21 protein-coding genes are annotated in these 22,065 nt (G+C 65.6%); 10 read left to right on the top strand and 11 right to left on the bottom strand.

All coding sequences use genetic code 11. The features are described from left to right. Window positions 1-401 precede the first annotated feature (401 nt). Window positions 402-695, top strand: coding sequence for a GlsB/YeaQ/YmgE family stress response membrane protein (locus QX010_RS18190; RefSeq protein WP_315800317.1), 294 nt, complete (start codon window positions 402-404; stop codon window positions 693-695). A gap of 13 nt (window positions 696-708) precedes the next feature. Here QX010_RS18190 and QX010_RS18185 read toward each other — a convergent pair whose 3' ends face one another. Further along, window positions 709-1,692: a helix-turn-helix domain-containing protein gene (locus QX010_RS18185; RefSeq protein WP_316180946.1), complete on the bottom strand. Its 984-nt coding sequence runs from the start codon at window positions 1,690-1,692 to the stop codon at window positions 709-711. Between the two features lie 104 nt (window positions 1,693-1,796). Here QX010_RS18185 and QX010_RS18180 point away from each other — a divergent pair, with 104 nt between their 5' ends. Together QX010_RS18180 and QX010_RS18175 are read left to right on the top strand one after the other, a co-directional pair. Continuing rightward, window positions 1,797-2,522, top strand: coding sequence for an alpha/beta hydrolase (locus tag QX010_RS18180; RefSeq protein WP_316180944.1), 726 nt, complete (start codon window positions 1,797-1,799; stop codon window positions 2,520-2,522). Between the two features lie 156 nt (window positions 2,523-2,678). Further along, the gene (locus tag QX010_RS18175) at window positions 2,679-3,182 is read left to right on the top strand and encodes a hypothetical protein (protein ID WP_316180941.1); all 504 of its coding nucleotides are present in this window, start codon (window positions 2,679-2,681) and stop codon (window positions 3,180-3,182) included. Window positions 3,183-3,207: 25 nt separating this feature from the next. Here QX010_RS18175 and xth read toward each other — a convergent pair whose 3' ends face one another. Together xth and QX010_RS18165 are read right to left on the bottom strand one after the other, a co-directional pair. Continuing rightward, a complete protein-coding gene (xth, locus tag QX010_RS18170) occupies window positions 3,208-3,978 on the bottom strand; it encodes an exodeoxyribonuclease III (protein ID WP_316181024.1) in 771 nt (256 codons plus the stop codon). Window positions 3,979-4,134: 156 nt separating this feature from the next. Then, the gene (locus QX010_RS18165) at window positions 4,135-4,962 is read right to left on the bottom strand and encodes a helix-turn-helix transcriptional regulator (RefSeq protein ID WP_316180939.1); all 828 of its coding nucleotides are present in this window, start codon (window positions 4,960-4,962) and stop codon (window positions 4,135-4,137) included. Window positions 4,963-5,053: 91 nt separating this feature from the next. Here QX010_RS18165 and QX010_RS18160 point away from each other — a divergent pair, with 91 nt between their 5' ends. Then, a complete protein-coding gene (locus QX010_RS18160) occupies window positions 5,054-5,956 on the top strand; it encodes an SDR family oxidoreductase (protein WP_316180938.1) in 903 nt (300 codons plus the stop codon). A gap of 62 nt (window positions 5,957-6,018) precedes the next feature. Here the strand turns inward: QX010_RS18160 and QX010_RS18155 are convergent, their stop codons facing one another. After that, window positions 6,019-6,597, bottom strand: a complete 579-nt coding sequence (locus QX010_RS18155; protein ID WP_315800311.1) for a TetR/AcrR family transcriptional regulator — start codon at window positions 6,595-6,597, stop codon at window positions 6,019-6,021. A 93-nt stretch (window positions 6,598-6,690) separates the two neighbouring features. On the opposite strand from QX010_RS18155, the gene QX010_RS18150 reads away from it, so the two are divergent. The 4 genes from QX010_RS18150 (at window position 6,691) to QX010_RS18135 (ending at window position 11,585) form a co-directional block, all read left to right on the top strand. After that, on the top strand, window positions 6,691-7,509 hold the full coding sequence (locus QX010_RS18150; protein ID WP_316180936.1) for an SDR family NAD(P)-dependent oxidoreductase: 819 nt from the start codon (window positions 6,691-6,693) through the stop codon (window positions 7,507-7,509). A gap of 33 nt (window positions 7,510-7,542) precedes the next feature. Further along, entirely contained in the window at window positions 7,543-8,856 is a 1,314-nt protein-coding gene (locus QX010_RS18145; protein WP_316180934.1) for an SCP2 sterol-binding domain-containing protein, read from the top strand. Window positions 8,857-9,293: 437 nt separating this feature from the next. Next, window positions 9,294-10,007, top strand: coding sequence for a hypothetical protein (locus tag QX010_RS18140; RefSeq protein ID WP_316180933.1), 714 nt, complete (start codon window positions 9,294-9,296; stop codon window positions 10,005-10,007). Between the two features lie 90 nt (window positions 10,008-10,097). Beyond that, window positions 10,098-11,585, top strand: coding sequence for a lipase family protein (locus QX010_RS18135; protein WP_316180931.1), 1,488 nt, complete (start codon window positions 10,098-10,100; stop codon window positions 11,583-11,585). Window positions 11,586-12,406: 821 nt separating this feature from the next. Here the strand turns inward: QX010_RS18135 and alr are convergent. The 3 genes from alr to QX010_RS18120 form a co-directional block, all read right to left on the bottom strand. Then, window positions 12,407-13,591 carry an alanine racemase gene (alr, locus tag QX010_RS18130; protein ID WP_316180929.1) on the bottom strand — a complete coding sequence of 395 codons (1,185 nt, stop codon included), beginning with the start codon at window positions 13,589-13,591 and terminating at the stop codon, window positions 12,407-12,409. Window positions 13,592-13,636: 45 nt separating this feature from the next. Continuing rightward, window positions 13,637-15,145, bottom strand: coding sequence for a replicative DNA helicase (locus QX010_RS18125; protein WP_315755750.1), 1,509 nt, complete (start codon window positions 15,143-15,145; stop codon window positions 13,637-13,639). A gap of 638 nt (window positions 15,146-15,783) precedes the next feature. Then, window positions 15,784-17,034, bottom strand: a complete 1,251-nt coding sequence (locus QX010_RS18120) for a cyclopropane-fatty-acyl-phospholipid synthase family protein (RefSeq protein WP_316180927.1) — start codon at window positions 17,032-17,034, stop codon at window positions 15,784-15,786. 428 nt (window positions 17,035-17,462) lie between these two features. Here QX010_RS18120 and QX010_RS18115 point away from each other — a divergent pair, with 428 nt between their 5' ends. Further along, window positions 17,463-18,227: a hypothetical protein gene (locus QX010_RS18115; protein ID WP_316180925.1), complete on the top strand. Its 765-nt coding sequence runs from the start codon at window positions 17,463-17,465 to the stop codon at window positions 18,225-18,227. A 63-nt stretch (window positions 18,228-18,290) separates the two neighbouring features. Here QX010_RS18115 and rplI read toward each other — a convergent pair whose 3' ends face one another. The 4 genes from rplI to rpsF all read right to left on the bottom strand — a co-directional run bounded on the left by rplI (window position 18,291) and on the right by rpsF (window position 20,722). Next, the gene (gene rplI / locus QX010_RS18110; RefSeq protein ID WP_315800304.1) at window positions 18,291-18,884 is read right to left on the bottom strand and encodes a 50S ribosomal protein L9; all 594 of its coding nucleotides are present in this window, start codon (window positions 18,882-18,884) and stop codon (window positions 18,291-18,293) included. Between the two features lie 48 nt (window positions 18,885-18,932). Beyond that, a complete protein-coding gene (locus QX010_RS18105) occupies window positions 18,933-19,883 on the bottom strand; it encodes a hypothetical protein (protein WP_316180923.1) in 951 nt (316 codons plus the stop codon). 132 nt (window positions 19,884-20,015) lie between these two features. After that, on the bottom strand, window positions 20,016-20,255 hold the full coding sequence (gene rpsR, locus QX010_RS18100) for a 30S ribosomal protein S18 (RefSeq protein ID WP_008963441.1): 240 nt from the start codon (window positions 20,253-20,255) through the stop codon (window positions 20,016-20,018). 5 nt (window positions 20,256-20,260) lie between these two features. Continuing rightward, complete coding sequence (gene rpsF, locus QX010_RS18095) at window positions 20,261-20,722, bottom strand: 30S ribosomal protein S6 (RefSeq protein WP_315800302.1); 462 nt, start codon at window positions 20,720-20,722, stop codon at window positions 20,261-20,263. Between the two features lie 371 nt (window positions 20,723-21,093). Between rpsF and fabD the strand changes: the two genes are divergently transcribed. Then, on the top strand, window positions 21,094-22,053 hold the full coding sequence (gene fabD / locus QX010_RS18090; RefSeq protein WP_315800301.1) for an ACP S-malonyltransferase: 960 nt from the start codon (window positions 21,094-21,096) through the stop codon (window positions 22,051-22,053). The last annotated feature ends 12 nt before the right edge of the window (window positions 22,054-22,065 follow it).

The raw sequence follows: 22,065 nt of genomic DNA, 5'->3' as shown, positions 1-22,065 counted from the left end.
GGGAACTACGTAGTCCATTGCGTGCGAAGCGTTCGCATGAGCTGCGCGTGTTCGAGACGAATAGGTTAGAATGATTGTCAATTCGGAATAACTCCGCGACTTCGAAGCGGAATCGCCATTCGAAGCAAGCAGGGCCGCATCACGTTGTGAGGGACGCCGGCCTGCGCATCGTGCAGTTCGCGATCAGGTCGCGAACTCATCCGATCTGCTCAGCTCATGGCAACGAAATCGATGTAACCTGCAAGTGCGCGATTCGCGCGGCTCTGCGAGCGTGACCCCTGATCTGGCTGCATCCGTGGAGCAACCGGCGGTCCCGCTTCGCTCGGCAACGTGCTCTCATGATCTTGCTGCTGGCCGTGATGCTCCTACCGAAGTGCGACGGCAAACCGACGGAGTGAAGAATGTTCACACTGGTACATGCAGGGACTTGGCTCGTCGTCGGCTTGATTGGTGGCGGCCTTGCCGGAATCCTGGTGAAGCGCCGCCGGGCAGGTTTCGGGCTCCTCACCAACATCGGATTGGGGTGCGTCGGCGCCCTCATCGGCGGTGTCCTGTTCAACATGTTCGGGTTGTTTCCAGGCATGGGCAGCATCGTCATTTCGCTGCGCGATGTCGTCGCGGCGTTCGTCGGCTCGCTCGTCCTGCTGGCGGCAATCTGGCTGTGGGGCGTAGCGCGCGAACCGAGTCCGCGCTGAGCCGGCGGGGCTGTCAGCCCGAGTGACGCGCGGTCTCCGCGCGCCAGTCGCGCGGGCGCATGCCGAAACGCTGCTTGAAGCGGCGCGTGAAGTGCGACAGATCCGAAAAGCCCCAGTCGAAGGCGATACGGCCGATGTCGCCGCCACGGGCGGGATCGCGCAGATCGCGCGCTGCGCCATCGAGCCGGCGCTCCATCACCAACTCGGAAAAGCTGGTGCCGGCGCGGGCCAGCAGCTTGTGCACATAGCGCTCGCTGATCCCGACGACAGATGCGATGGTCGCCACCGTCAGGCCGGGCTCGCGCACCCGCTCGTGAATGGCGCGGCGCAGCGCCAAGGTCGTCGCATCGGCAAACGAGGTGGTCGCATGCGTCTCGCGGCGGCCGCGACGCGCCAGGCTCAGCGCCACCAGATCGAGCAGCACGCCGAACAGCGCCGACGCATCGTCCGGCGCGAGCCGCAGCGCGTTGGCGTTGAGGGAGCGCGCCGTCTCCACGATCAGTGCGCCGACGCACGGGTCGTCGGACAGCCGCGTCGGCGCGATGTCCGGCACCGCCGGCAGGCGGCCGAACAGCGCATCGGCTGGGACGCGGAACGAGATCACGCCGAGCGACGGCCCGCGATCGTGCTGAAGCACGAAGGTGCGGTCGCTGTCGAAGATACCGACCTGACCGGCGGACAGGCTGACATCGCATTCGTCCTGCAGGATGGTGCAGCGGCCGGCGAGCTTGAGGTTGAGATAGAAGCAGCGCTGGGTGGAAGCGGCGATGTCCGTGCGCGAGCGACGTACGATGTGCTCGGGAAAGCTGACGCGGTTGATGGCGCCGCTCCCGACGCTGATGCTCTGCACCTCCGCGGCGAATCCGATGCCGCGCGCCGGCTCCGGCGTCAGGTTCATGAAGGCCTGGCAGATCGCCTCGCGGTAATACGAGAACTGCTCCTCCGGCCGCACCGCTGCCGTATTCCAGCTCCGCTGCCGTTCCGGCTCGGCGCCCATCGGTTCACTCCGAGACCAATCGGGTTCAGTTGCAGCCAAGCGCCGCGGGCGCGGTCCGGCCCATAGTCCTTGCACCGCCTTCCATCGTGCAAAGGAACGTGATCATGTCAACCTACGTCCTGGTCCATGGCGCCTGGCATACCGGCGCCGAGCTCGAACCGGTCGCAGTGCCTATTCGCGCCGCCGGCCACACGGTGCATCTGCCGACCATCCGCGGCAACCGCCCCGGCGACGCCAAGACCACCGGACTCGACGAGGCGATCGCCTCGATCTGCGACTACTTCACCGAGCACGACATCACCGACGCCGTGCTGATGGGGCACTCCTATGGCGGCATGGTCATCACCGGCGTCGCCGACCGCATCGCTCAGCGCATCCGCCGCCTGGTCTACTGGAACGCGTTCGTGCCCAACGACGGCGAGTGCCTCAACGACATGGTGCCACCGCACTATGTTGCGCTGTTCGACGCGGTGGCGGTGGAGCGCGGCGACGGCTCGGTGGTGCTGCCGTTCCCGGTCTGGCGCGAGGCCTTCATCAACGACGCTGATCTCGCCACCGCGACGCGCACCTATGAGATGCTCAATCCGCATCCCAACAAGACCTTCACCGACAAGATCACGCTGCGCACCAATCCCGCCGAGATGGCCATCGCGAAATCCTACATCAACTGCACCGAGGACACGGCGCTGCCGCACAGCCTGCCATGGCATCCGCGCCTGTCCGGCAAGCTCGGACTGTTCCGGCTGGTCCAGGTGCCCGGCAGCCATGAGCTGTGCTTCTCCGATCCCGGCCGGCTTGCGCAGGCGATCATGGATGCGGGCCGGGACTGACGGTGCGCCGTCACGCTCTCGGTGTGGCGCCATGTGGTGATGATTCAAGGTTGTGATCGGCGTCACATTCGCCGGGAGCGCGATCGGCCAGACTGATCTCCGATGATTGCAGCTCGGCGGGGCATCCATCCTCGCCGCACCATCGGAGAACGCGTCATGGCCCAGCTCCACCTGACGTCCCCTCGGGGTCTTGCATCCAAGACATCAGCCGCGAAAGCGCCCGCGCGGCCGGCCGCGACCAGGGCCGGCTGGCTCGCGATGGCCGCCGGCGTGATCACGACCGTGTTCGCTGCGATCGGCGCGGTGAACAGCGTCATTCCCGCGGCGTCGAACGTCGGCGCGGCCGTGCTCGAAGCGCTGAATGTGCCGGCCTGCCTGTCCTATGCCGATCGCTATGACGGCACGCAGAGCAGCTTCCGCAAGGAAGGCCAGCTCTGGCGCGAATATCCGCGCGGCTCGGAGACCTTCAGCTACGAGTTCAGGGAGATCCGGCGCACGCGCCAGGAGATCATGCTGTGGAACGTGACGCCGCGCCCGAACGTGCCCGACGCCGCGAGCCTCGTCGTACACCTGCCGGTGTGCGGCGGCATGGCGGTGCTGACCGAGGGCCTGCCGGAGCGGGCGACCAACCTGCAGCAGACCTGGCCGGACCGCGGCTGAAGCTCCGACGCGCGCGACCTTCGGACTATGTCAGCACGATCCACGCCGGCGCGTGATCGCTCGCGCCGTCCTCGCCGCGAATGGCGCGGTCGACGCCGGCCTTGGCAAGGCGCGGCGCGAGTTGCGGGCTCAGCAGCAGATGATCGAGCCGCAGGCCGGCATCGCGCGGCCAGCGGTTGCGCTTGTAGTCCCAGAACGTGAACATCGGCGCATTCGGATGCAGTGTGCGGATCGCGTCGCACCAGCCTTGATCGATCAGCGCGTGAAAGGCGGCGCGGCTCTTCGGCTGGATCAGCGCGTCCTTGTCCCAGGACTTTGTCGGATAGATGTCGAGCGTATCAGGCGCCACATTGTAGTCGCCGGCGAGCACGACCGGCAGGTCGTCCTTGATGAACTTGGCCGCGTGCCTATGCAGCCGCTTGAACCAGGCGAGCTTATAGTCGAATTTCGGCCCCGGCTGCGGATTGCCGTTCGGCAAATAGAGGCAGCCGACGACGAGGCCGCGCACCGCGGCCTCGATGTAGCGCGCCTCCTCGTCCCTGGGATTACCGGGCAGGGTGGTGCGCGTCAGCACCGGCTCAGCCTTGCGCGCGAGGATCGCGACCCCGTTCCAGGTCTTCTGCCCCTGCCACACCGCGCCATAGCCGGCCTTGGCCATCGCATCGACGGGGAAATCGACCTCGGTGCATTTCAGCTCCTGCAGGCAGACGATGTCGGGCCTGGCGGCGCGCAGCCAGCGCAGCAGATTGGGGAGCCGCCGCCGGACATTGTTGATGTTGAAGGTCGCGATCTTCATGATGCCTGTTGCGGTGGGGATGGTCCGGATGACCAAGCTCGCAATCGCCTTTTGGTTCACGCTGCAGCATCGATGCAGCCAAGGCTGCCTATGAAAGCCCGGCCCATCAGGCAGCCACGCGCTTCTCGGCGGCGCGAGTCGAGAAGGCGCACGTGTCTATTTAGGTCGCGACGTCACCAGCGCGCGGATCTTGTCCGCATCCTCCGGCGTCGCGGGATTGTAGATCACCATGGTGAGGTCGGGCCGGCCATCGACGGCGAAGCCCGAGAATTCCAGCGAGAGCGGCCCGGCGACGGGATGGTGCAGGACCTTCACGCCATCGCCATGCCGCCCTTGCACATCATTGTCGCGCCACATCGCCGCGAAGTCCGGGCTGGTCGCGCAGAGCTCGTCGACCAGCGATTGGACATTGCGGGCCGCGCCGGCGCGCGCCACGTCGGCGCGGAAGGACGCGACCACATAGCGCGCCACGGCCTGCCAGTTGGACTGTGCGGCGCGGACGCGGCTGTCGTGGAACATCATGCGCAGAACGTTGCGCTGGCCCTCGGGCAGGGTGCTGTAGTCGGTGAGAACGACCGTGGCGGCCCTGTTCCAGGCGACGATGTCCCATGTCGCCGTGCGAACGAAGGCGGGGCTGTAGTCCAGCGTGTCGAGCACGCGTTGCAGGCGGGGGGAGATGCCGTCGATGGCGTGATAGCGGGCTTCGGGCGGCCGGCCGAGACCGAGCAGGAACAGATGCTCGCGCTCGACGTCGGTCAGCATCATGGCGCGCGCGATGCGGTCCAGCACGTCGGCGGAGGGCGCGCCGCCGCGCCCTTGCTCCAGCCAGGTGTACCAGGTGGCGCTCACATTGGCGCGTTGCGCCACCTCTTCGCGCCGCAGCCCCGGCGTTCGCCGCCGCTGCAGCGGCAGGCCGAACGCGGTCGGATCGAGCTTGGCGCGACGATCCCGGAGATAGGTCCCGAGCGAGTTGCTGTCCGTCATCCTGTTAGCGATTATACCCGTATAATGTCACGACTTTACCCGCATGAGCAGCGTAGCAATATCCCGGCGATCTGAACAGGGAGTGTGTCTCATGCGTGTCTTCGTCACCGGCGCCGCCGGCTTCATCGGCTCCGAAACCACCAAAGAGCTGATCGCTGCCGGGCATCAGGTCATCGGCCTCGCGCGCTCCGAAGAGAACGTCCGCACGCTCGAGCAACTGGGCGCGCAGGTTCATCGCGGATCGCTGCAGGACCTCGACAGCCTCAAGCGCGGCGCGAAGGACGCCGACGGCGTGATCCATCTGGCCTTCATCCATGACTTCGCGAAGTTCGCGGAGAACGGAGCGATCGACAAGGCCGCCATCGAAGCCATGGGCGAGGTGCTGGTGGGCACGAACAAGCCGTTCATTGTCACCTCCGGAACGGGGCTCGTGGCGGCCAATGTGGTGGTCACCGAAGACATGCGGCGCGAGTCCAGCGCGCATGTCCCGCGCGTGTCCGAGCAGACGGGTCTCGCCTATGCGTCGCGTGGCGTGCGCGCGATGGTGATCCGCCTGCCGCAGGTGCACGGCGCACCAGGAAAGGCCGGGCTGATCTCCTATCTGGTCGAGCTCGCGCGACAGAAGGGCCGCGCCGCCTATGTCGGCGCGGGCGCCGAGCGCTGGGCCGCGGCGCATCGATCGGATGTCGTCCGCCTCTACCGGCTCGCCCTGGAGAAGGGCGTGGCCGACGCGATCTACCACGCCGTCGGCGAGGAGGGCGTCCCGATGCGCGAGGTCATCGAGGCGGTCGGCCGCGCGCTGAACGTGCCGGTCGTGTCGATCAGCAAGGAGGAGGCGGGCGACTACTACGGTCCACTGGCGATGTTCGCGGGCCTGGACATGCCGGCCTCCAGCGCCCTGACACAGCAGCGCCTGGGCTGGACGCCCGAGGGCATCGGCCTGATCGCCGACATCGGCCAGCCGGACTACTTCAAGCCGAGCTCTCGGAGTTGAAGGATTGCCTGGAGCGGATCGTCTCAAATTTCATGCTTGTCACCGGAGTTGCGCAGTCGAGTTCAATCCGTTGCAAGCGCCGCCGTCGCGGCCGCGATGACTTCGTCCTGTAGCGGCGAGGCGCCGAGCGCGCGGGCCATGACGACAGTACCGATCAGCATCGTCAGTGTGCGGATCGCTTCCGCGCGCGCGTCATGCTCTGCAACGCCGCGCGCAATCAGGCCGGCTGCAACGCGCGTGATCAACTGCTCGGCGCCGACGGTGAATTCCGTGCCGAGCACGTCCGGCATCCGCCCGGCGTCGGCACCGAAGCCCGCCGCGGGACAGCCCATCCCGGGATGGGCGATGTGCTCGCGCGACAGGTAGCGCGCCACGTAGGCGGCGAGCGCCGCTTCGGCGCCGCCTGTGTCCATGTCGCGGTCGATGCCGCCGGCCATCGCGGCGAAGGCGTGCCGAGTGGCGGCAGCGAGCATGTCGTTCTTCGACGCGAAGTGCCGGTAGAAGCCACCCTGCGTCATGCCGGCGGCGGCCATCACGTCAGCGATGCTGGCCCCCGCGACTCCGCGCTCGCGCAGCAGGCGCGCCGCCGTATCGACGATTTTCGCTTTGCTCTCAGCGGTTTGTTCCCTGGTCTTGCGCATGTGATCGAACCTGTCTCGTGTCGCTTGACAATTTAGCGGTCGTTCGACATCTTTGCAATTAGAGTTCGATCGAAATCTAAATAGGAGCTGACCATGACCAGCCCATCCCTGCGTCCCCTGACCGAGGCCGAGCGCCTCCGCCGGGCCTATGGCACCTATGCGGTCGTGACCGGCGCCTCCGATGGGATCGGCCGCGCGGTGGCTATGCGGCTGGCGGAGGCCGGCTTCGGCCTCGTACTGGTCGCGCGGCGCCGCGCCGTGCTGGAGGCGCTCGCCGCCGAGCTCGAACCGCGCACGCCCATCCGCCCGGTCGTGATCACAGCCGATCTCTCGGTGCCGGACGATGTCGACCGGATCGCGCGAGAGACCGCTGATCTCGATGTCGGCCTGCTGGTCGCGGCCGCCGGCTTCGGCACTTCGGGGCCGTTCGTCGACGGCGATCTCGCAGCCGAGCTGAACATGATCGATGTCAATTGCCGCGCGCTGGCGCAGCTCACGCATCTGTTCGGGCGCCGCTTCGCCGCGCGCCGCCGCGGCGGCATCGTGCTGATGAGCTCGCTCGTCGCCTTCCAGGGCGTGGCGCGCGTCGCCAACTACGCGGCGACCAAGGCCTTCGTGCAGAGTCTCGCCGAAGGTCTCGCGCCGGAGCTCAAGCCGTTCGGCGTCGACGTGCTGGCCTCGGCGCCGGGGCCGGTGATGAGCGGCTTCGGCCAGCGCGCCCACATGACGATCCGCAGCGGCCAGACACCGGACGAGGTCGCCGTCGGCACGCTCAACATGCTCGGACGGCGCACCACGGTGCGGCCCGGCTTCCTCGCCAAGGCCCTGGAGGCGAGCCTGATGCTGCTGCCGCGCTCGGCCCGTGCCGCGATGCTGGCACGCGTGATGGCCGGCATGACGCAGGCGGCGTGAGCCGATCCTTCCCGAAGCCCGGAGTGCGCTGCCATGATGACCGACACGCCGTCCCCCGTCGCCGTCCCATCGCCTCCGCCGTCGCGGCTTTCGGCATCGGAACTGCTCGATCTTGCGCGCACCTGCGGCGCCGATGATTGCGGCCTTGCCTCGATCGACGATCCCAGCCTTGCCGAGGATCGGCCGCATATTCTCGCAGCCTTTCCCAAGACGCGCACGCTCTTGGTGCTGGTCGGACGGATGCATCGCGAGCCGGTCCGCTCGCCGGCGCGCTCGGTCGCCAATCTCGAATTTCACCGTTCGGGCGACCACATCGACGAGGTCGCGCGCGGCATCGTCCGCGTGCTGGAGGACCGCGGCATCCGCGCGCTCAATCCGGCGATGGCGTTTCCGATGGAGATGGACCGTTTTCCGGAGCGCGGCTGGATCGTGTCGCACAAGCGCGCCGCCGAGGCCGCCGGGCTCGGCCGCATGGGTATCCATCGCAGCGTCATCCATCCGCGCTTCGGCAGCTTCATCCTGCTCGGCACGGTGTTGATCGCTGCCGAGGTCGATGCGGTCGCTGCTCCGCTCGACCACAATCCATGCCTCGAATGCAAGCTGTGCGTCGCCGCCTGTCCGGTCGGGGCGATCAAGCCCGACGGAGCCTTCGACTTCTCCGCCTGCCTCACCCACAATTATCAGCAATTCATGGGCGGCTTCGTCAACTTCGTCGAGGACATCGCCGAGTCGCGCTCGGCCAACGATCTCCGCAGCCGCGTGAGCTACGCCGAGACGGTGACGCGCTGGCAGAGCCTGTCCTACGGGCCGAACTACAACGCCGCCTATTGCCTTGCCGTCTGCCCCGCCGGCCACGACGTCATCGGCCCCTATCTCGCCGACCGCAAGCAGCACGTCGCAGACGTGCTGGAGCCGCTGACGCGCAAGACCGAGCCGGTCTATGTCGTGCCCGGCAGCGACGCCGCCGACTACGTCGCGCGGCGCTTTCAGCACAAGACGATCCGCTTCGTGCGGGCGAGCGTCCGTGCGACCTCGATCCGCGGCTTCCTCGACGGCATGCGGCTGACCTTCCAGCCCGGCAAATCCAAGGGCCTGACGGCGATCTATCACTTCACTTTCACCGGCCAAGAGACGGCTGAAGCCACCGTCACCATCCGCGACCGCCGGCTGACCGTGCAGCCGGGCCATGTCGGCAAGGCCGACCTCCGCATCACCGCCGACGCCAAGGCGTGGCTGCGCTTCCTCGCCAAGGAGATCTCGGTCGCACGCCTGGTCCTCACCCGCTCGCTGCGGCTGAAAGGCCCGGTCCGCCTGATGGCGGCGTTCGGCAAGTGCTTTCCGTCGTAGCCTCGGGCGGGGCGCCGGCCCCTCGGTCGCTGGGGAGTTCTATGCACTGTCGCCGAATTCTCCAGAAATAGGTCGCAAATGACAGGCCAGCGGGGAGGGTTGCCCCTCAATCGGCCGCGAGCTTGCCCTGTGCGGCCGCGACGATCTCGTCCTGCAGCGGCCGAGGGCCGAGCGCGCGCCGTCACCATCGTGCCGATCAGCATAGTCAACGTACGGATCGCTTCGCCGCGCGCCTCTCGGCGCGATCGTTCCTAAGCTGCTGGCGCATTTTCACGGGGCGGCCCGCATGAGCGCGGCCCCCCGAATTCGCAGCGCTCATCCCCGCTTGCATACCTTCAGGACTTCTTGAAGATTAGACGTGCTATGCTGATTGTGAAAAAGTCTATAGACGTCGCGTAGTCACCGTTGCAGGACATGGATGCGCGCTGTTCGCAACCATGCGAGTTCAGCGCTACGATACACATGAAAAACTCGAAGAGCGGGCTCGTGCGATGAATCAACAAGCAAGGCTTCGTACAGGTCGGCGAGGGTGGCGAATTTTGCTGCTGCCACTTCTGATCATGCCGTTTGTGCCCGAGATAGTGGTCTATGCGGCAACCGTTCTAGGAAGGTCGGTCGGCTGTAGACTTGACGATTCGAATGAGGCGGCGTGTCAGGTCGCAGGTTGGCAAATCAGCAGCATCCTGGATGCTGCGCTGCAGGCGGGTCTGCTTGTCAGCGTGGCCTTCGGAATCGGATTTGCGGCTGTCTGGCTCGCAGTGTGCTATTACGTCGTCAATAGGGGCTGGTCTCAAATGGCAAGCCGCGTCCTCCTCATTTCCTTGTTGACCATGATGTTTGCTGGGCTACCGTATTTGGCGCCTAACTTGGCGTTAGCTTATGTTGCGAACCAAAGGTGCGAGGCAAACGGCGGCTCTTGTTACGTGTTTGGCGGTAAGGTAACTAATACGGCAAGAGATGTCGTCGTTGTATCGGATCAGCCGTTCATTGCCAGTCTCGTCAAATCGCCGCCGGGTCCGATCGGGATTGGCGCTCCGATCGCTGGTGGCATGTTCGTGATTTACGTCGTCGGCATGTTGGCATCTCGAATTGTTTTGCATCGCCGCAAGGCGGCTACAGATGGCACTGGAGCATCGTCCAGCAAGTCTTAGCCGATGGGGACCTTCCAAGTCCTGGGGATGGCGTTGCCACGCGGTCGCAAGCATGATCTAATACACGCCAGAGTATTGGAGGCATCTACGATGCGAAAATGCTTCATTTTATGGGGCAGGGGCATTATTGCGTTTGCTCTACTCATACTATCCTTTTCAATTCAGAACGTTTTTGCGCAAGAGCAGGACTGCCAAGCTTTAAGGGCAAGCGACATAGGAGACGCCTTCTTCAAGGTAGGCGCATTCGACCTGGGTCGGCCATTCGAGTGTCAGGCGGCCAAGCAATCGGCAATCAAATTTGCTGGATATTATGCGCCATACGCCATCCAAGCCGCGCTCTCGTACGTCTCCGATCATCAGATCAAGGAGGGACCGGATAATTTTGGGGACGAGCAGAATGTTCGCAAAGCGAAGAGAGTGTTCAGACAGTGGGAGTATCAGTTTGACAGTCTAGGCTTGGTCAAATGTACGATACCGGGCGACGAAAATTGTGTGGACGACCGCCCCCAGCGCTGGACGTTGTTTTCGACGGATGGACTTTATTATCAGGTCTGGGCTCGTCACCTCGCCAATCGTGGATGTTCAGAGGTTAGCATTGCATTTCGGGGCACAGTCAATTCGTCGGTCGCCTTGTTCTTGGCGTCCTGGAGTTCGAACGCCCATCGCTTCTCTCGTTACGCGCATATCGATGACGAATACGATCAGTTGGCGCGGCGACTTGATAATCTGATAGAGAAAATCAAGGGTATGCCCTGCTACAAGAGGGCAAACGGAAACGCTCAGATTGTTTCAGTTGGACATTCGCTCGGCGGCGGGCTCGCAGAGTTCGCAGCTCTTGCAACGAAGGCGGGCCGAATCAAGAAGGTCTTCACGTTCAATTCGTCCCCTGTGACGGCGCCGGATCTGATCAATGATCAGACGTGGAATACAAATCGGCAAAAATTGACCATCGACCGCGTCTATCAGGAAGGTGAAGTTCTTTCAAAATACGCGGTCATCCGTGGTCAGCAGCAAACTCCCGCGTTCGAGTGCGATCCCTTGGTTAGAACGGTTCAGATCAACGCCTTCAGGGCAGGTGCACCCAAGACCACGTTTCAGAGGGTCGTGCGGTGGGTCAATCCTGGGGCATACAATGCCTACGAGGAGCACGGCATAGTGCCGCTGGCTTCCAAGCTTGTGGAGTGGACGGACGAACGGCAGTCCAGCTATCCGCCTCTGCCCAGAAGTGCTCACACGACCTGCGACCCGAGCCCTGACTATCAAATGCTTCCGCCGCCGTCGCCTCTCGACCAGGTCGCTTCAATGGGTGCGTGGCACGTCGCTCCAGCGGCAGGCGCACGCGATGTTGCTGGTCTGAGAAGCCAATCGCGGCGGCGCGAGCGCCAACTGCAGGCTTACGGTTCTTCTGAGCCGGGATTGTTCTCGATGCAGCCTCTGCAGTTCGCTCCGGTCGAACCAAATATTCTCGAACAGACGGCTTCTAAGCAGAAGAAGAGGGCGGCGCGGGCAGTTGTCGGTCCAAGATATCGGACTACGTTCCGCTCATGGCGGGCGGCGGGGTTGGGCACGGGGCATTAGCACTGGCTCTCGTCATGGCCGACGATTACGCTCCGACCAGCGTTTGATCACTGGATTTGCACGTAAGCAGAGGGCTGGCGTAGCTGGTGCGGATACCATGCCGCTCCTATTGTCCGCGACGACGGCTCTAATCGCTGGGGCCTAATTCTGCGGACTTTTTGCACTTTGCGGAAAAATTTCCCAGTAATTTCAGCGCGACTCACCCTGTCCAGTCCTTCGGCGAAAAATATTTAACTTCCGTTTATCGGAAAAATATGGTTCTCTCTCTCCGTCCCGCCTCGGCACGAGGGGCGTATCGCGATCGTCATGACACGCGGGGTGGGATGTGGTGGGCGCTTCGGGTCGCAGCATGGCTTGACGTCGTGCGGACGAACGGCACTGGGCGCACGTCGAAGACGTATGGTCCTGGCATCTCGACGCTGATGCTACGCTGGCGGTGATGATCCGCCGGTCACGGGGGCAAGACAGCCGATCCCCGGGGAGAGTACGCATAAGGCGTAAAGCCATCGCGCGGGGAATGCCGGTTGACCGGCTGAACCTGTGGTGACTGCCGCCTGCTTTTTTTCTGCAGGCGGGCCATGGGTGAGGCCTTCACCCGGCATTCCCTGCGCCCTCGTTGAAGAGGGTGAAAACGAGATGCAAGCCTCGGGCGTTATGGGCCGCGAGAACGAAGGCGCATGTGTGGACACCGTCATTGCCAGTGCAGCGCCGATCTCGTAGCCCGGATGAGCGCAGCGATATCCGGGTTCACCGAGATGGCGCGTGGGACCCCGGATGTCGCTGCGCTCATCCGGGCTACGGCAGCGGGCGTTGACGGACGATCAGCTCTCCGCGGGCGTCGCGCCGCCCTTGTAGATCCGGTGATAGCGCCGGCCGAGATTGGTCAGGACCTCGTAGCCGATGGTGCCGAAATGATGCGCCAGCTCGTCGACGGTGATGCCTTCGCCGAGCAAAGTGGCGAAGTGGCCGCGGCGGGCGGCCTTCGGCGGCAGGTCGGTGACATCGACCGCGATCAAATCCATCGAGATGCGCCCTGCGATCGGGCAGCGCTGGCCGGCAATGATGACGTCGGCGCCGCGGGTGCCGTCATTGGACGAGGCGGCGCGGAAGTAGCCGTCGGCGTAGCCGGCGGAGAGGATCGCCAGCCTGGTCGGCCGGCGCGCGCTCCAGGTGCCGCCATAGCCGACCGTGTCGCCGCGCGCGAGGTCGCGCAGCTGCACGATGCGCGCCTTGATCTCGGCGACCGGCTGCATCGGGTTGTCGGCCTCGGGCGTGGGATTGACGCCATAGAGCGCCGCGCCGGGACGCACCATGTCGAACTGGAAGGCGGCACCGAGGAAGATGCCGGAGGAGGCGGCAAGCGCGGCGGGCACGCCGGTGAACACGCTGGCGACCTCGCGGAACGCAGTGAGCTGGCGCGCGTTCGACGGGCTGTTGATCTGCTCGGCCGACGCAAGATGGCTCATCACCAGCGTGATGCCATGGTCGCCGCTCTGGATGCGCGGGATCATGCTCTGCGCATCGATCAGGCTGAGGCCGAGCCGGTTCATGCCGGTGTCGACATGGATGGCGGCGCCACCCTTCCAGCCGGTGCGGCGGCAGAACATGTCCCATTCGGCGAGCTCGTTGAGATCGCCGATGACAGGGCGGCAGTTGATGGCGGCGTAGTCGTCGCCGGTGTTCTGGAAGAACCCGTCGAGCACGTAGAGCGCGGCCGAGTCGGGCAGGGCGGCGCGGGCGACCTTTGCCTCGGCGAGGGTTGCGACGAAGAAGGTCTTGCAGCCCGCGGCCGCGAGCGTGCGCGCCACCTGGGGAATGCCGCAGCCATAGGCGTCGGCCTTGATGACGCCGGCACATTCGGCCGGCACTGCGGTCTTTTCCAGCTTGCGCCAATTGGCGGCGAGCGCGTCGAGATCGATGGTCAGCACGCCGGTGGCGCTGGCCGGGACAGCGTCATCGACCGCCGAGACAGGCTGTTCGGCGGGTTTCTGTTCGGGAACACTCATGGGGCGCTTTTACGCGCCACGGCGTCACGGTTCAACCGCGTCAGGTCAATAGTCGTGATGCTGCGGCGGCAGACCGTCATGCGCGAGATCGCCGAACCGGGTGACCGAGGCGTCGAAGTGCAGCTCGACCGTGCCGGTCGGGCCGTGACGCTGCTTGCCGATGATCACCTCGGCCTTGCCGAGCGCCAGATCCATTTCCATCTGCCACTTCTGGTGCTCCTCGGTGCCGGGGCGCGGCTCCTTGGCGGCGAGGTAGTACTCGCCGCGATACACAAACAGCACCACGTCGGCGTCCTGCTCGATCGAGCCGGATTCACGCAGGTCCGACAGTTGCGGCCGCTTGTCCTCGCGGTTCTCGACCTGGCGCGAGAGCTGCGACAGCGCGATGATGGGAACGCTGAGCTCCTTCGCCAGCGCCTTCAGGCTGGTGGTGATCTCGGTGATTTCCTGGACGCGGTTGTCGTTGCCACGCTTGCCCGAGCCCGACAGCAGCTGGATGTAGTCGATCACCAGGAGATCGAGGCCCTTCTGGCGCTTCAGCCGGCGGGCGCGGGCCATCACCTGCGCGATCGAGATGCCGCCGGTTTCGTCGACATAGAACGGCAGCGACTGCAGCTCGATCGAGCACTCGCGCAGCTTCTCGAAATCGGCCTCGGTAATGCCGCCGCGGCGGATGTGGCTGGAGGGAATGCCGGAGCGCTCGGCGATGATACGGGTGGCGAGCTGCTCGCCGCTCATTTCGCACGAGAAGAACCCGACCACGCCGCCCTGGGCGGCGCGATAGGTGCCGTCGGGCTGCAATTCGGGAACATAGGCCTGGGCGACGTTGTAGGCGATGTTGGTCGCGAGCGAGGTCTTGCCCATGCCGGGACGGCCGGCGAGGATGATCAAGTCCGAATGCTGCAGGCCGCCCATCTTGGCGTCGAGATCGCGCAGGCCGGTCGAGATGCCGGACAGCTTGCCGTCGCGCTGGAAGGCCTTGGCCGCCATGTCGAGCGCGGTCGTCAGCGCCTGGGAGAATTTCTGGAAGCCGCCGTCGTAGCGGCCGGACTCGGCGAGCTCGTACAGCCTTCGCTCGGCGTCCTCGATCTGGTTGCGCGGCGCGAAGTCGACCGGCGCGTCATAGGCGACGTTGACCATGTCCTCGCCGATGCCGATCAGGTCGCGGCGCAAGGAGAGGTCGTAGATGGTGCGGCCATAGTCCTGGGCGTTGATGATCGTGGTCGCCTCGGCCGCGAGCCGCGCCAGATATTGCCCGACGGTCATGCCGCCGATGTCGACGTCGGCCGGCAGGAACGTCTTCAAGGTCACGGGCGTCGCGACCTTGCCCATCCGGATCAGGCTCGACGCGGTCTCGAACACGGTCTGATGCAGCGGCTCGAAGAAATGCTTCGGCTCGAGGAAGTCCGAGACGCGATAGAACGCGTCGTTGTTGACCAGGATCGCGCCGAGCAGACCCTGTTCCGCCTCGATGTTGTGAGGAGCGCTGCGATAGGCCGGCGTTGCTGCGTCAGCCGGCGCCAGCTTGTGAACGTTCGAATCGGTGAGTGCCATGACCGCGTGTTTAGCAGCTTTGAAGGGGAGGGGATAAAGCGCCAGTCGCGCGCGAAGCGGAAGCGAAAGCTGAGCGCAATTCACCGTCTGGTAAATCTGGTGGATGAATCCGGACTCGCCAGATGCCGCGCTTGACGGAACCGACAGGACTCAAGGCCGCGCGAGCGCGAGCGACATGCCGGTGCACTCAACCGGCGCGATCGTTCGACATGTCCGCGAGGCGGGAACGAGAGTCGGTACGGCAGGGCGTGCGAGGGCCGCGCGTGGATCCGCGCCCGGCGTCAGACCAGCAGCAGATAGAGGAGGGCGATCAGGGATGCCCCTACGCCCGCGGCGATCAGCGCGTAGTCGGTGCTGAAGTCGGTCTGGGGTTCCAACATGGCTCTGGCGGGGCTCTGGGACACGCCGGGACACTACGGCCGGGCTTACCCGGGGTCTGTGAGCCAGTTCACAGACCGCACGATTTGTTTGAAAATTTGAGTCGGATGGGCATGATCTCACGCTTGGGACGCGATCCGTTATCTACGCATCTCAAGATTGAAGTCGGGCCCGCGGCGCGGCGGCGCGAATCCGGGCGTCCGTCTCTGCAGGACCATTGCACTGACGCCGCCTTCCGCCTTCGTCGCGGGCCGCGCGCGCTACTCACCCGCCATCTGCAGCGCCGGGCGGCTGCCGCGCTCGCGCGCCCGCAGCCGCGTCTCCTCGCGGTGGACGTAGTCACGCGTCATCGGCACGACGCCCTGGCGCTTCGTCAGCTGGATCTGGACATTCATCAGGTTCTGCTTGCGGAACCCCATTTCCGCTGCCGCCAGGTAGAACTCCCACATCCGCGCGAAGCGCTCGTCATAGAGCTGCACGGCCTCGTCGCGCCGGGCCATGAAGCGTTCGCGCCACGCATTCAGGGTCTCCGCGTAGTGCAGGCGCAGGATCTCGATGTCGCAGACGAGGAGCCCGGCGCGCTCGATCGCCGGCAGAACCTCCGAGAGGGCTGGGACGTAGCCGCCGGGGAAGATGTATTTGGCGATCCAGGGGTTGGTCGCATCAGGGCCCTCGGAGCGTCCGATCGAATGCAGCAGCATGACGCCGTCGTCCGCGAGCAGCTCGGCGCAGCGGCGAAAGAAGGTGTCGTAGAAGGCGACCCCGACATGCTCGAACATGCCGACCGAGACGATGCGCTCGAACGTACCTGGCACGTCGCGGTAATCCTGCAGCAGGAAGCGGGCGGCATGGGACAGGTGCCGTTCGGCCGCGCGGGCCTCGGCGACCTGCAACTGCTCGGCCGACAAGGTCACGCCGGTGACGTCGGCATCACACATCTCAGCCAGGTAGAGTCCGAGCCCGCCCCAGCCGCAGCCGATGTCGAGGATGCGATGGCGGCGGCGGATCAGCAGCTTGGCCGCCAGATGACGTTTCTTGGCGAGCTGGGCATCGTCCAGCGTCGCATCCGGCTTCTCGAAATAGGCGCAGGAATATTGCCGGTCGGCATCGAGGAACAGCGAATACAGCCGCCCGTCGAGATCGTAATGATGGGCGACGTTGCGGCGCGCGCGTGCCCGGATGTTGAGCTGGTGCAGGTGCCGGACGAGGTAGCGCAGCCACCATTGCGTCTTGGCCCAGTCGGGCACCGCGGCCGGCTGGCTCATCACGATCGACAGCAGATCCGCGATCGATCCTCGTTCGACGACGAACGAGCCGTCCATATAGACCTCGCCGAGCGCGAGCTCGGGATTGGCCAGAATCCGGCGCTCGGCTTCACGAGTCAGAAATCGTGCCGCCACGGGGACACCGGTTCCATCCCCGCAGCTGAACGACGTGCCGCTGGCCGTCGTAAAGCTGATCGACCCACGGCAAATGAAGCCACTCAACAGACTTCGGAGCAAACGGTCCATCCACACCACCCAACGAGCTATTCCCGTGAGTTGCTGACTTTCCCGGCCGTCGCACTCGACGCGTTGAGAACCGATTGGTTCCCAATCATCACGTTGTTATGTTACCCAGCGGGCACACGCCGATGCCACTGCCATGAACACAAAGCCGATATTCAGAACTGTCATTGTCATTGATCGATGGACATCTCGGCGCAGGAACATCTGTGCGCTTTCATTCGCTCCGCAATCCGTTAAAAAGGCCGCGGCCGCCGGCCTTTTGGCCGGTGTCCGGCATCTGACCGCCGGACGAGGTCTGAAGGGATCGCCGTCGACGGCGTGGAGCGACCGCAATGTCCGCTGTCACGTTCGGCTGATAGCGAGAGGAAACACGGCAGCGGATGTCGCGCGGGGCGGCGCCGTGTGGGCGAAACCATAGCTGGAGAATGAGAATGGTGGGCCGAGCGCTCAATTTGGCGGCGGTGGTGGCGGTGTTCTGCATGGGCTTTGCGGGGGCCGCCGTTGCGCAGGAAAATCTCGATGCGGGCAAGAGTCCTGCGCAGATCTTCAACGGGACCTGCGTGGTCTGCCACAAGTCGCCGCGCGGTCTGGCCAAGAACACCTCGGCCGGCTCGCTGCCCGGGTTTCTGCGCCAGCATTACACGACGAGCCCCGAGATGGCCGGCGTGCTCGCCAATTACCTGATTGCGAACGGCGCCGCTGATGCGCGATCCACGGGCCATTCCGGCAAGGAGACGCGGTCCGAGCGTCGCGCCCGGTCGGCCACCACCGAGCCGTCCGAGGCGAAGCCGGCCACCGCTGACGATGCGGCCGAGCCGCGCCGTCGGGGTCATCATTCCAGGCGCTCCGCGCCGGCCGAGGCCAAGCCCGATGCGGCAGCGGAGCCCGCGGCTGCACCGGCCGACGGCGAGGGCAGTGCGCCCGCAAAGAAGGGCCGGCTCGGCAAGCGCAAGAAGCCGGCCCAGGAGGGCGCGGCCGCGGATGAGACGCGCAGCGAGCCGACCGGTGCGACCCAGCCGTCACCGTCGCGCGAGGACAGCGCCGCCGGCTCCGAGCCGCCGCGGGTTGAGCCGGCAAGATCGAGCGACGCCGCCCCGGCGCTGCGCGCCGATCCGGTCCCGCCGGTGACGCCGGCGCCGGCCACGACCCAGTCGGTGCCGTCGGATCCCTCGGTTCCGTCCTCGCCCTCGCGGTGAGACGGCAATGAAAAAGCCCGGCTCGTTGAGCCGGGCTTTTCCGCAAATGGGCTAGCGCGGCGCTTACTGCTGCGCAGGCTCGCCGGCAGCGCCCTCGTCCTGGGCCTCCGGATCGAAGAACTCGCCGGCGGCCGCGATCGCTTCGGCGGCGGCGTCGCGGTCCTCCTGGCGGGTCGAGATGTCCTCGCCGCGCTTGATGCGCTCGGCCTCGTCGGCGCTGCGGGCGACCGTCACGGTCACCGAGGTCTCGACCTCCGGATGGATCGCGATGGTGATCGTCTGCTTGCCGATCGTCTTGATCGGGGCGTCGAGCCAGACCTGCGGCCGGCTGACGGTGATGCCGTCGGCGGCGAGGGCGGCGACGATGTCGCGCACCGAGACCGAGCCGAACAGCTGGCCGGATTCGGAGGCCTGGCGGATGATGACGATGTCGCGGCCGTCGATCTTCTCGGCGACCTTGGATGCCTCGCCCTTGGCCTTGATGTTGTTGGCCTCGAGCTCGGCCTTCATGCCCTCATACTTGGCCTTGTTCTCGGCGGTGGCCCGCAGCGCCTTCTTGCGCTTGAGCAGGAAGTTGCGGGCGAACCCGTCCTTGACCTTCACGATCTCGCCCATTTGGCCGAGCTTGGCGACACGTTCCAGCAGAATGACTTCCATCGATGTTCTCCTTTAAGATGTTCGAAGCGGTTGGTTGAGGTGAAGCTTCTACGGCACCGGCAACGGCGGCGGCTGCCGCGGGCCGAAGCGGTGGCGGAGGTCGAAGGCGGCGTCGGCGAGGCCGAGGACGATCATCGCCAGCATCGGGATCGGCCAGATGAAGGTCAGCATCAGCGCGTAGGCGAGGCCGAGCCAGAGCGGCCGGGTGCGCAGCGGCAGGGTCAGCGTATGCAGGACCGCGAAGCCGGTGAGCGCATAGGCGGTCAGCAGCGCTGCGGCGGCGATTCGCGCGAGCATGCCGATCAGCCCGCCCGGGAAGCAGAAGGCGATGATCGCAAACAGCGCCGGCAGCGTCATCAGCGGCAGCTTGGTGTCGCGCAGGCGTGGCCATGGGCGCATCAGCCGGCCGGAGATCGCCGTGATCTTTGCAGCCGCCAGGACGTTGAGCGACAGGATCGTGGTCATGATCACCGCGGCCATGGGCGGCGCCATGAAGACCAGGAGCTCGACCAGCTGGGGAATGTCGACCGCGTCGGTCGACGCGACGGTATTGCCGAGCACGCGCGACAGCAGCCGCCTGAGACCCTGATTGGTGGCCGTCATGTCGGTGCCGAAGGAGAATGCGGCAATCAGCGCGGCGATCACCGCGATCCACAGCAGGATGTTGCCGGGCGGATACCATTCGATGCCATCCTGGCCGGATGGGCTGGTCGTCGGCCGGCCGAGCAGGACGAGGTGGCCGAGCCACCAGGCCGGCAGCGTCACAGAGACGGCAAAGGCGATCGCGCGATCGAAGCCGAAGATGGCCAGCACGCAAGCGGTTGCCACAAGACCGCCGATGACAGCGCAAAGCCGGCCCCAGGCGATTGCGGCGACCAGCAGCGGCACGGGCGCGAGCAGCGCAAGCACGAGCGCCGTCATTACGCCCGACGCCGTCGAGGCGAACATGACGGCGGAGGCAGCGCCTGCTGCGAGCGCGATGAGAAGCGTTCCGATCATCAGCTGTCCCGCTCCCTTCGAGCGGTTAGAGGCGCCTTCGCCCCAACCATCGGCGACCGGACGACCCGGAAGCCTTATGAGAATTCAACGGAAGGAGCCGGCGGCGCGGGGCCGCCGGTCCGAGCTCCGCAATCAGCGGATGACGTAAGGCAGCAGGCCGAGGAAGCGGGCGCGCTTGATGGCGCGCGCGAGCTCGCGCTGCTTCTTGGCGGACACCGCCGTGATGCGGCTCGGCACGATCTTGCCGCGCTCGGAGACGTAGCGCATCAGCAGCTTGGAGTCCTTGTAGTCGATCTTCGGCGCGTTCGGCCCGGAGAACGGGCAGGTCTTGCGGCGGCGGAAGAACGGGCGACGTGCGGGGGCTTCAGCCATTGATCTTACTCCTCGTCCGTCGTTTCTTCGTCACGGGGCCGGCGCGGGCCACGATCGCCACGGTCTCCGCGATCGCCACGGAAGCCGCCGCCATCGCGCTCACCACGGAAGCCGCCGCCGCGGTCGTCGCGCTCACGGTCGCGATCGGCCTTGCGCATCATCGCCGACGGGCCTTCCTCGAGCTCCTCGACGCGGACGCTGAGGTAGCGGATCACGTCCTCGCTGATCCGCTCCTGGCGCTCGATCTCGGCGATCGCCGCGGACGGCGCGTCGATGTTGAGCAGCACGAAGTGCGCCTTGCGATTCTTGTTCATGCGGTAGGTGAGGGAGCGAACGCCCCAATTCTCGGTCTTCGTGACCTTACCGCCGAGACCCTCGACGATACCGGTCATCTGAGCCGTCAGTTCTTCCACCTGCTGGGTGCTCGCGTCCTGACGCGCGAGGAAAACATGCTCGTAAAGCGGCATGGCTGTCCTTTCCAAGTTGGCGCAAATCCCGGCGTCAAGCCCTTCGAGCCCTTGTGGAAAGGACTCGCAGACGTCAGCTCAGAAGGCGGGAACACGGGACGACGGGCCGACTGGCCCTGCCACATCAAATCGCCTGGACAGCTTGGAGAGGGTACATCCCCAAGGTTGAGCAAGGTGAATTTGCTGGGACCGTCCGTTCAGCTCCCGGCTCGGGATCCACGGATGGCGGGCCTTATACCGATTTTCGGCGCCAAGGCAAGGGAAAGTGGTCGAAATGCGCCCGTCACGCGCTTGACATCCCGGCCTTTGCCAGTGTCTTTCCGGCCAAAGTTACTCAATTCCAGGGATTTTGGAACGTTCAGGGGGCGGCCATGACGGCAGCATTCACTTTTCCGGGGCAGGGGTCCCAGGCCGTCGGCATGGGCAAGGCGCTCGCGGACGCCTTCCCGGTGGCCCGCGCCGTGTTCGAGGAGGTCGACGCTGCCCTCGGCGAGAAGCTGACGACCATCATTTGGGAAGGTCCGGCCGAGACCCTGCAGCTGACCGAAAATGCCCAGCCCGCCCTGATGGCGGTGTCGATGGCGACCTTGCGGGTGCTGGAGGCCGAGGCGGGGTTCTCGGTCGGGCGGGACGCGGCCTTCGTCGCGGGTCACTCGCTGGGCGAATATTCGGCACTGGCGGCCGCCGGCAGCCTGACCATCGCCGACACCGCCCGCCTGCTGCGGACGCGCGGTCTCGCGATGCAGAAGGCCGTTCCGGTAGGCGTCGGCGCCATGGCCGCGCTGCTCGGGATGGATTACGAGGCAGCCGTGGCGGTCGCCGAAGAGGCGGCTCAGGGCGAGGTCTGCCAGGCCGCCAACGACAATGGCGGCGGTCAGGTGGTGGTGTCCGGCAACAAGGCCGCCGTCGATCGCGCCGTCGAGATCGCGCGCGCCAAGGGCGCCAAGCGCGCCATGCTGCTGCCGGTCTCCGCGCCGTTCCACTGCAAGCTGATGCAGCCGGCGGCCGACGTCATGGCGGAGGCGCTCTCCAAGGTCACCATCAAGGCGCCGGCCTCGCCGCTGGTCTCGAACGTGCTCGCGGCCCCGATCAGTGATCCCGACGAGATTCGCCGTCGCCTGGTCGAGCAGGTCACGGGTACGGTGCGCTGGCGCGAATCGATCGCCTACATGGCGAGCCAGGGCGTGACGCGCTTCCTGGAGATCGGCGCGGGCAAGGTGCTCAGCGGCCTGGTCAAGCGGATCGCGGATGGTGCAGTCGGTGTCGCCGTCGGCGGACCGGCGGACATTGCGGCCGCCAAGGATGCGCTGGCCGCGGTCAAAACGTCGTAGAGCGTCGCGTAT

The organism is Bradyrhizobium sp. SZCCHNRI1009, from assembly GCF_032487575.1.
Taxonomy (GTDB): domain Bacteria; phylum Pseudomonadota; class Alphaproteobacteria; order Rhizobiales; family Xanthobacteraceae; genus Bradyrhizobium.
Note: the sequence above shows the minus strand (reverse complement) of the source record. Positions and strands in the feature narration are given on the sequence as shown.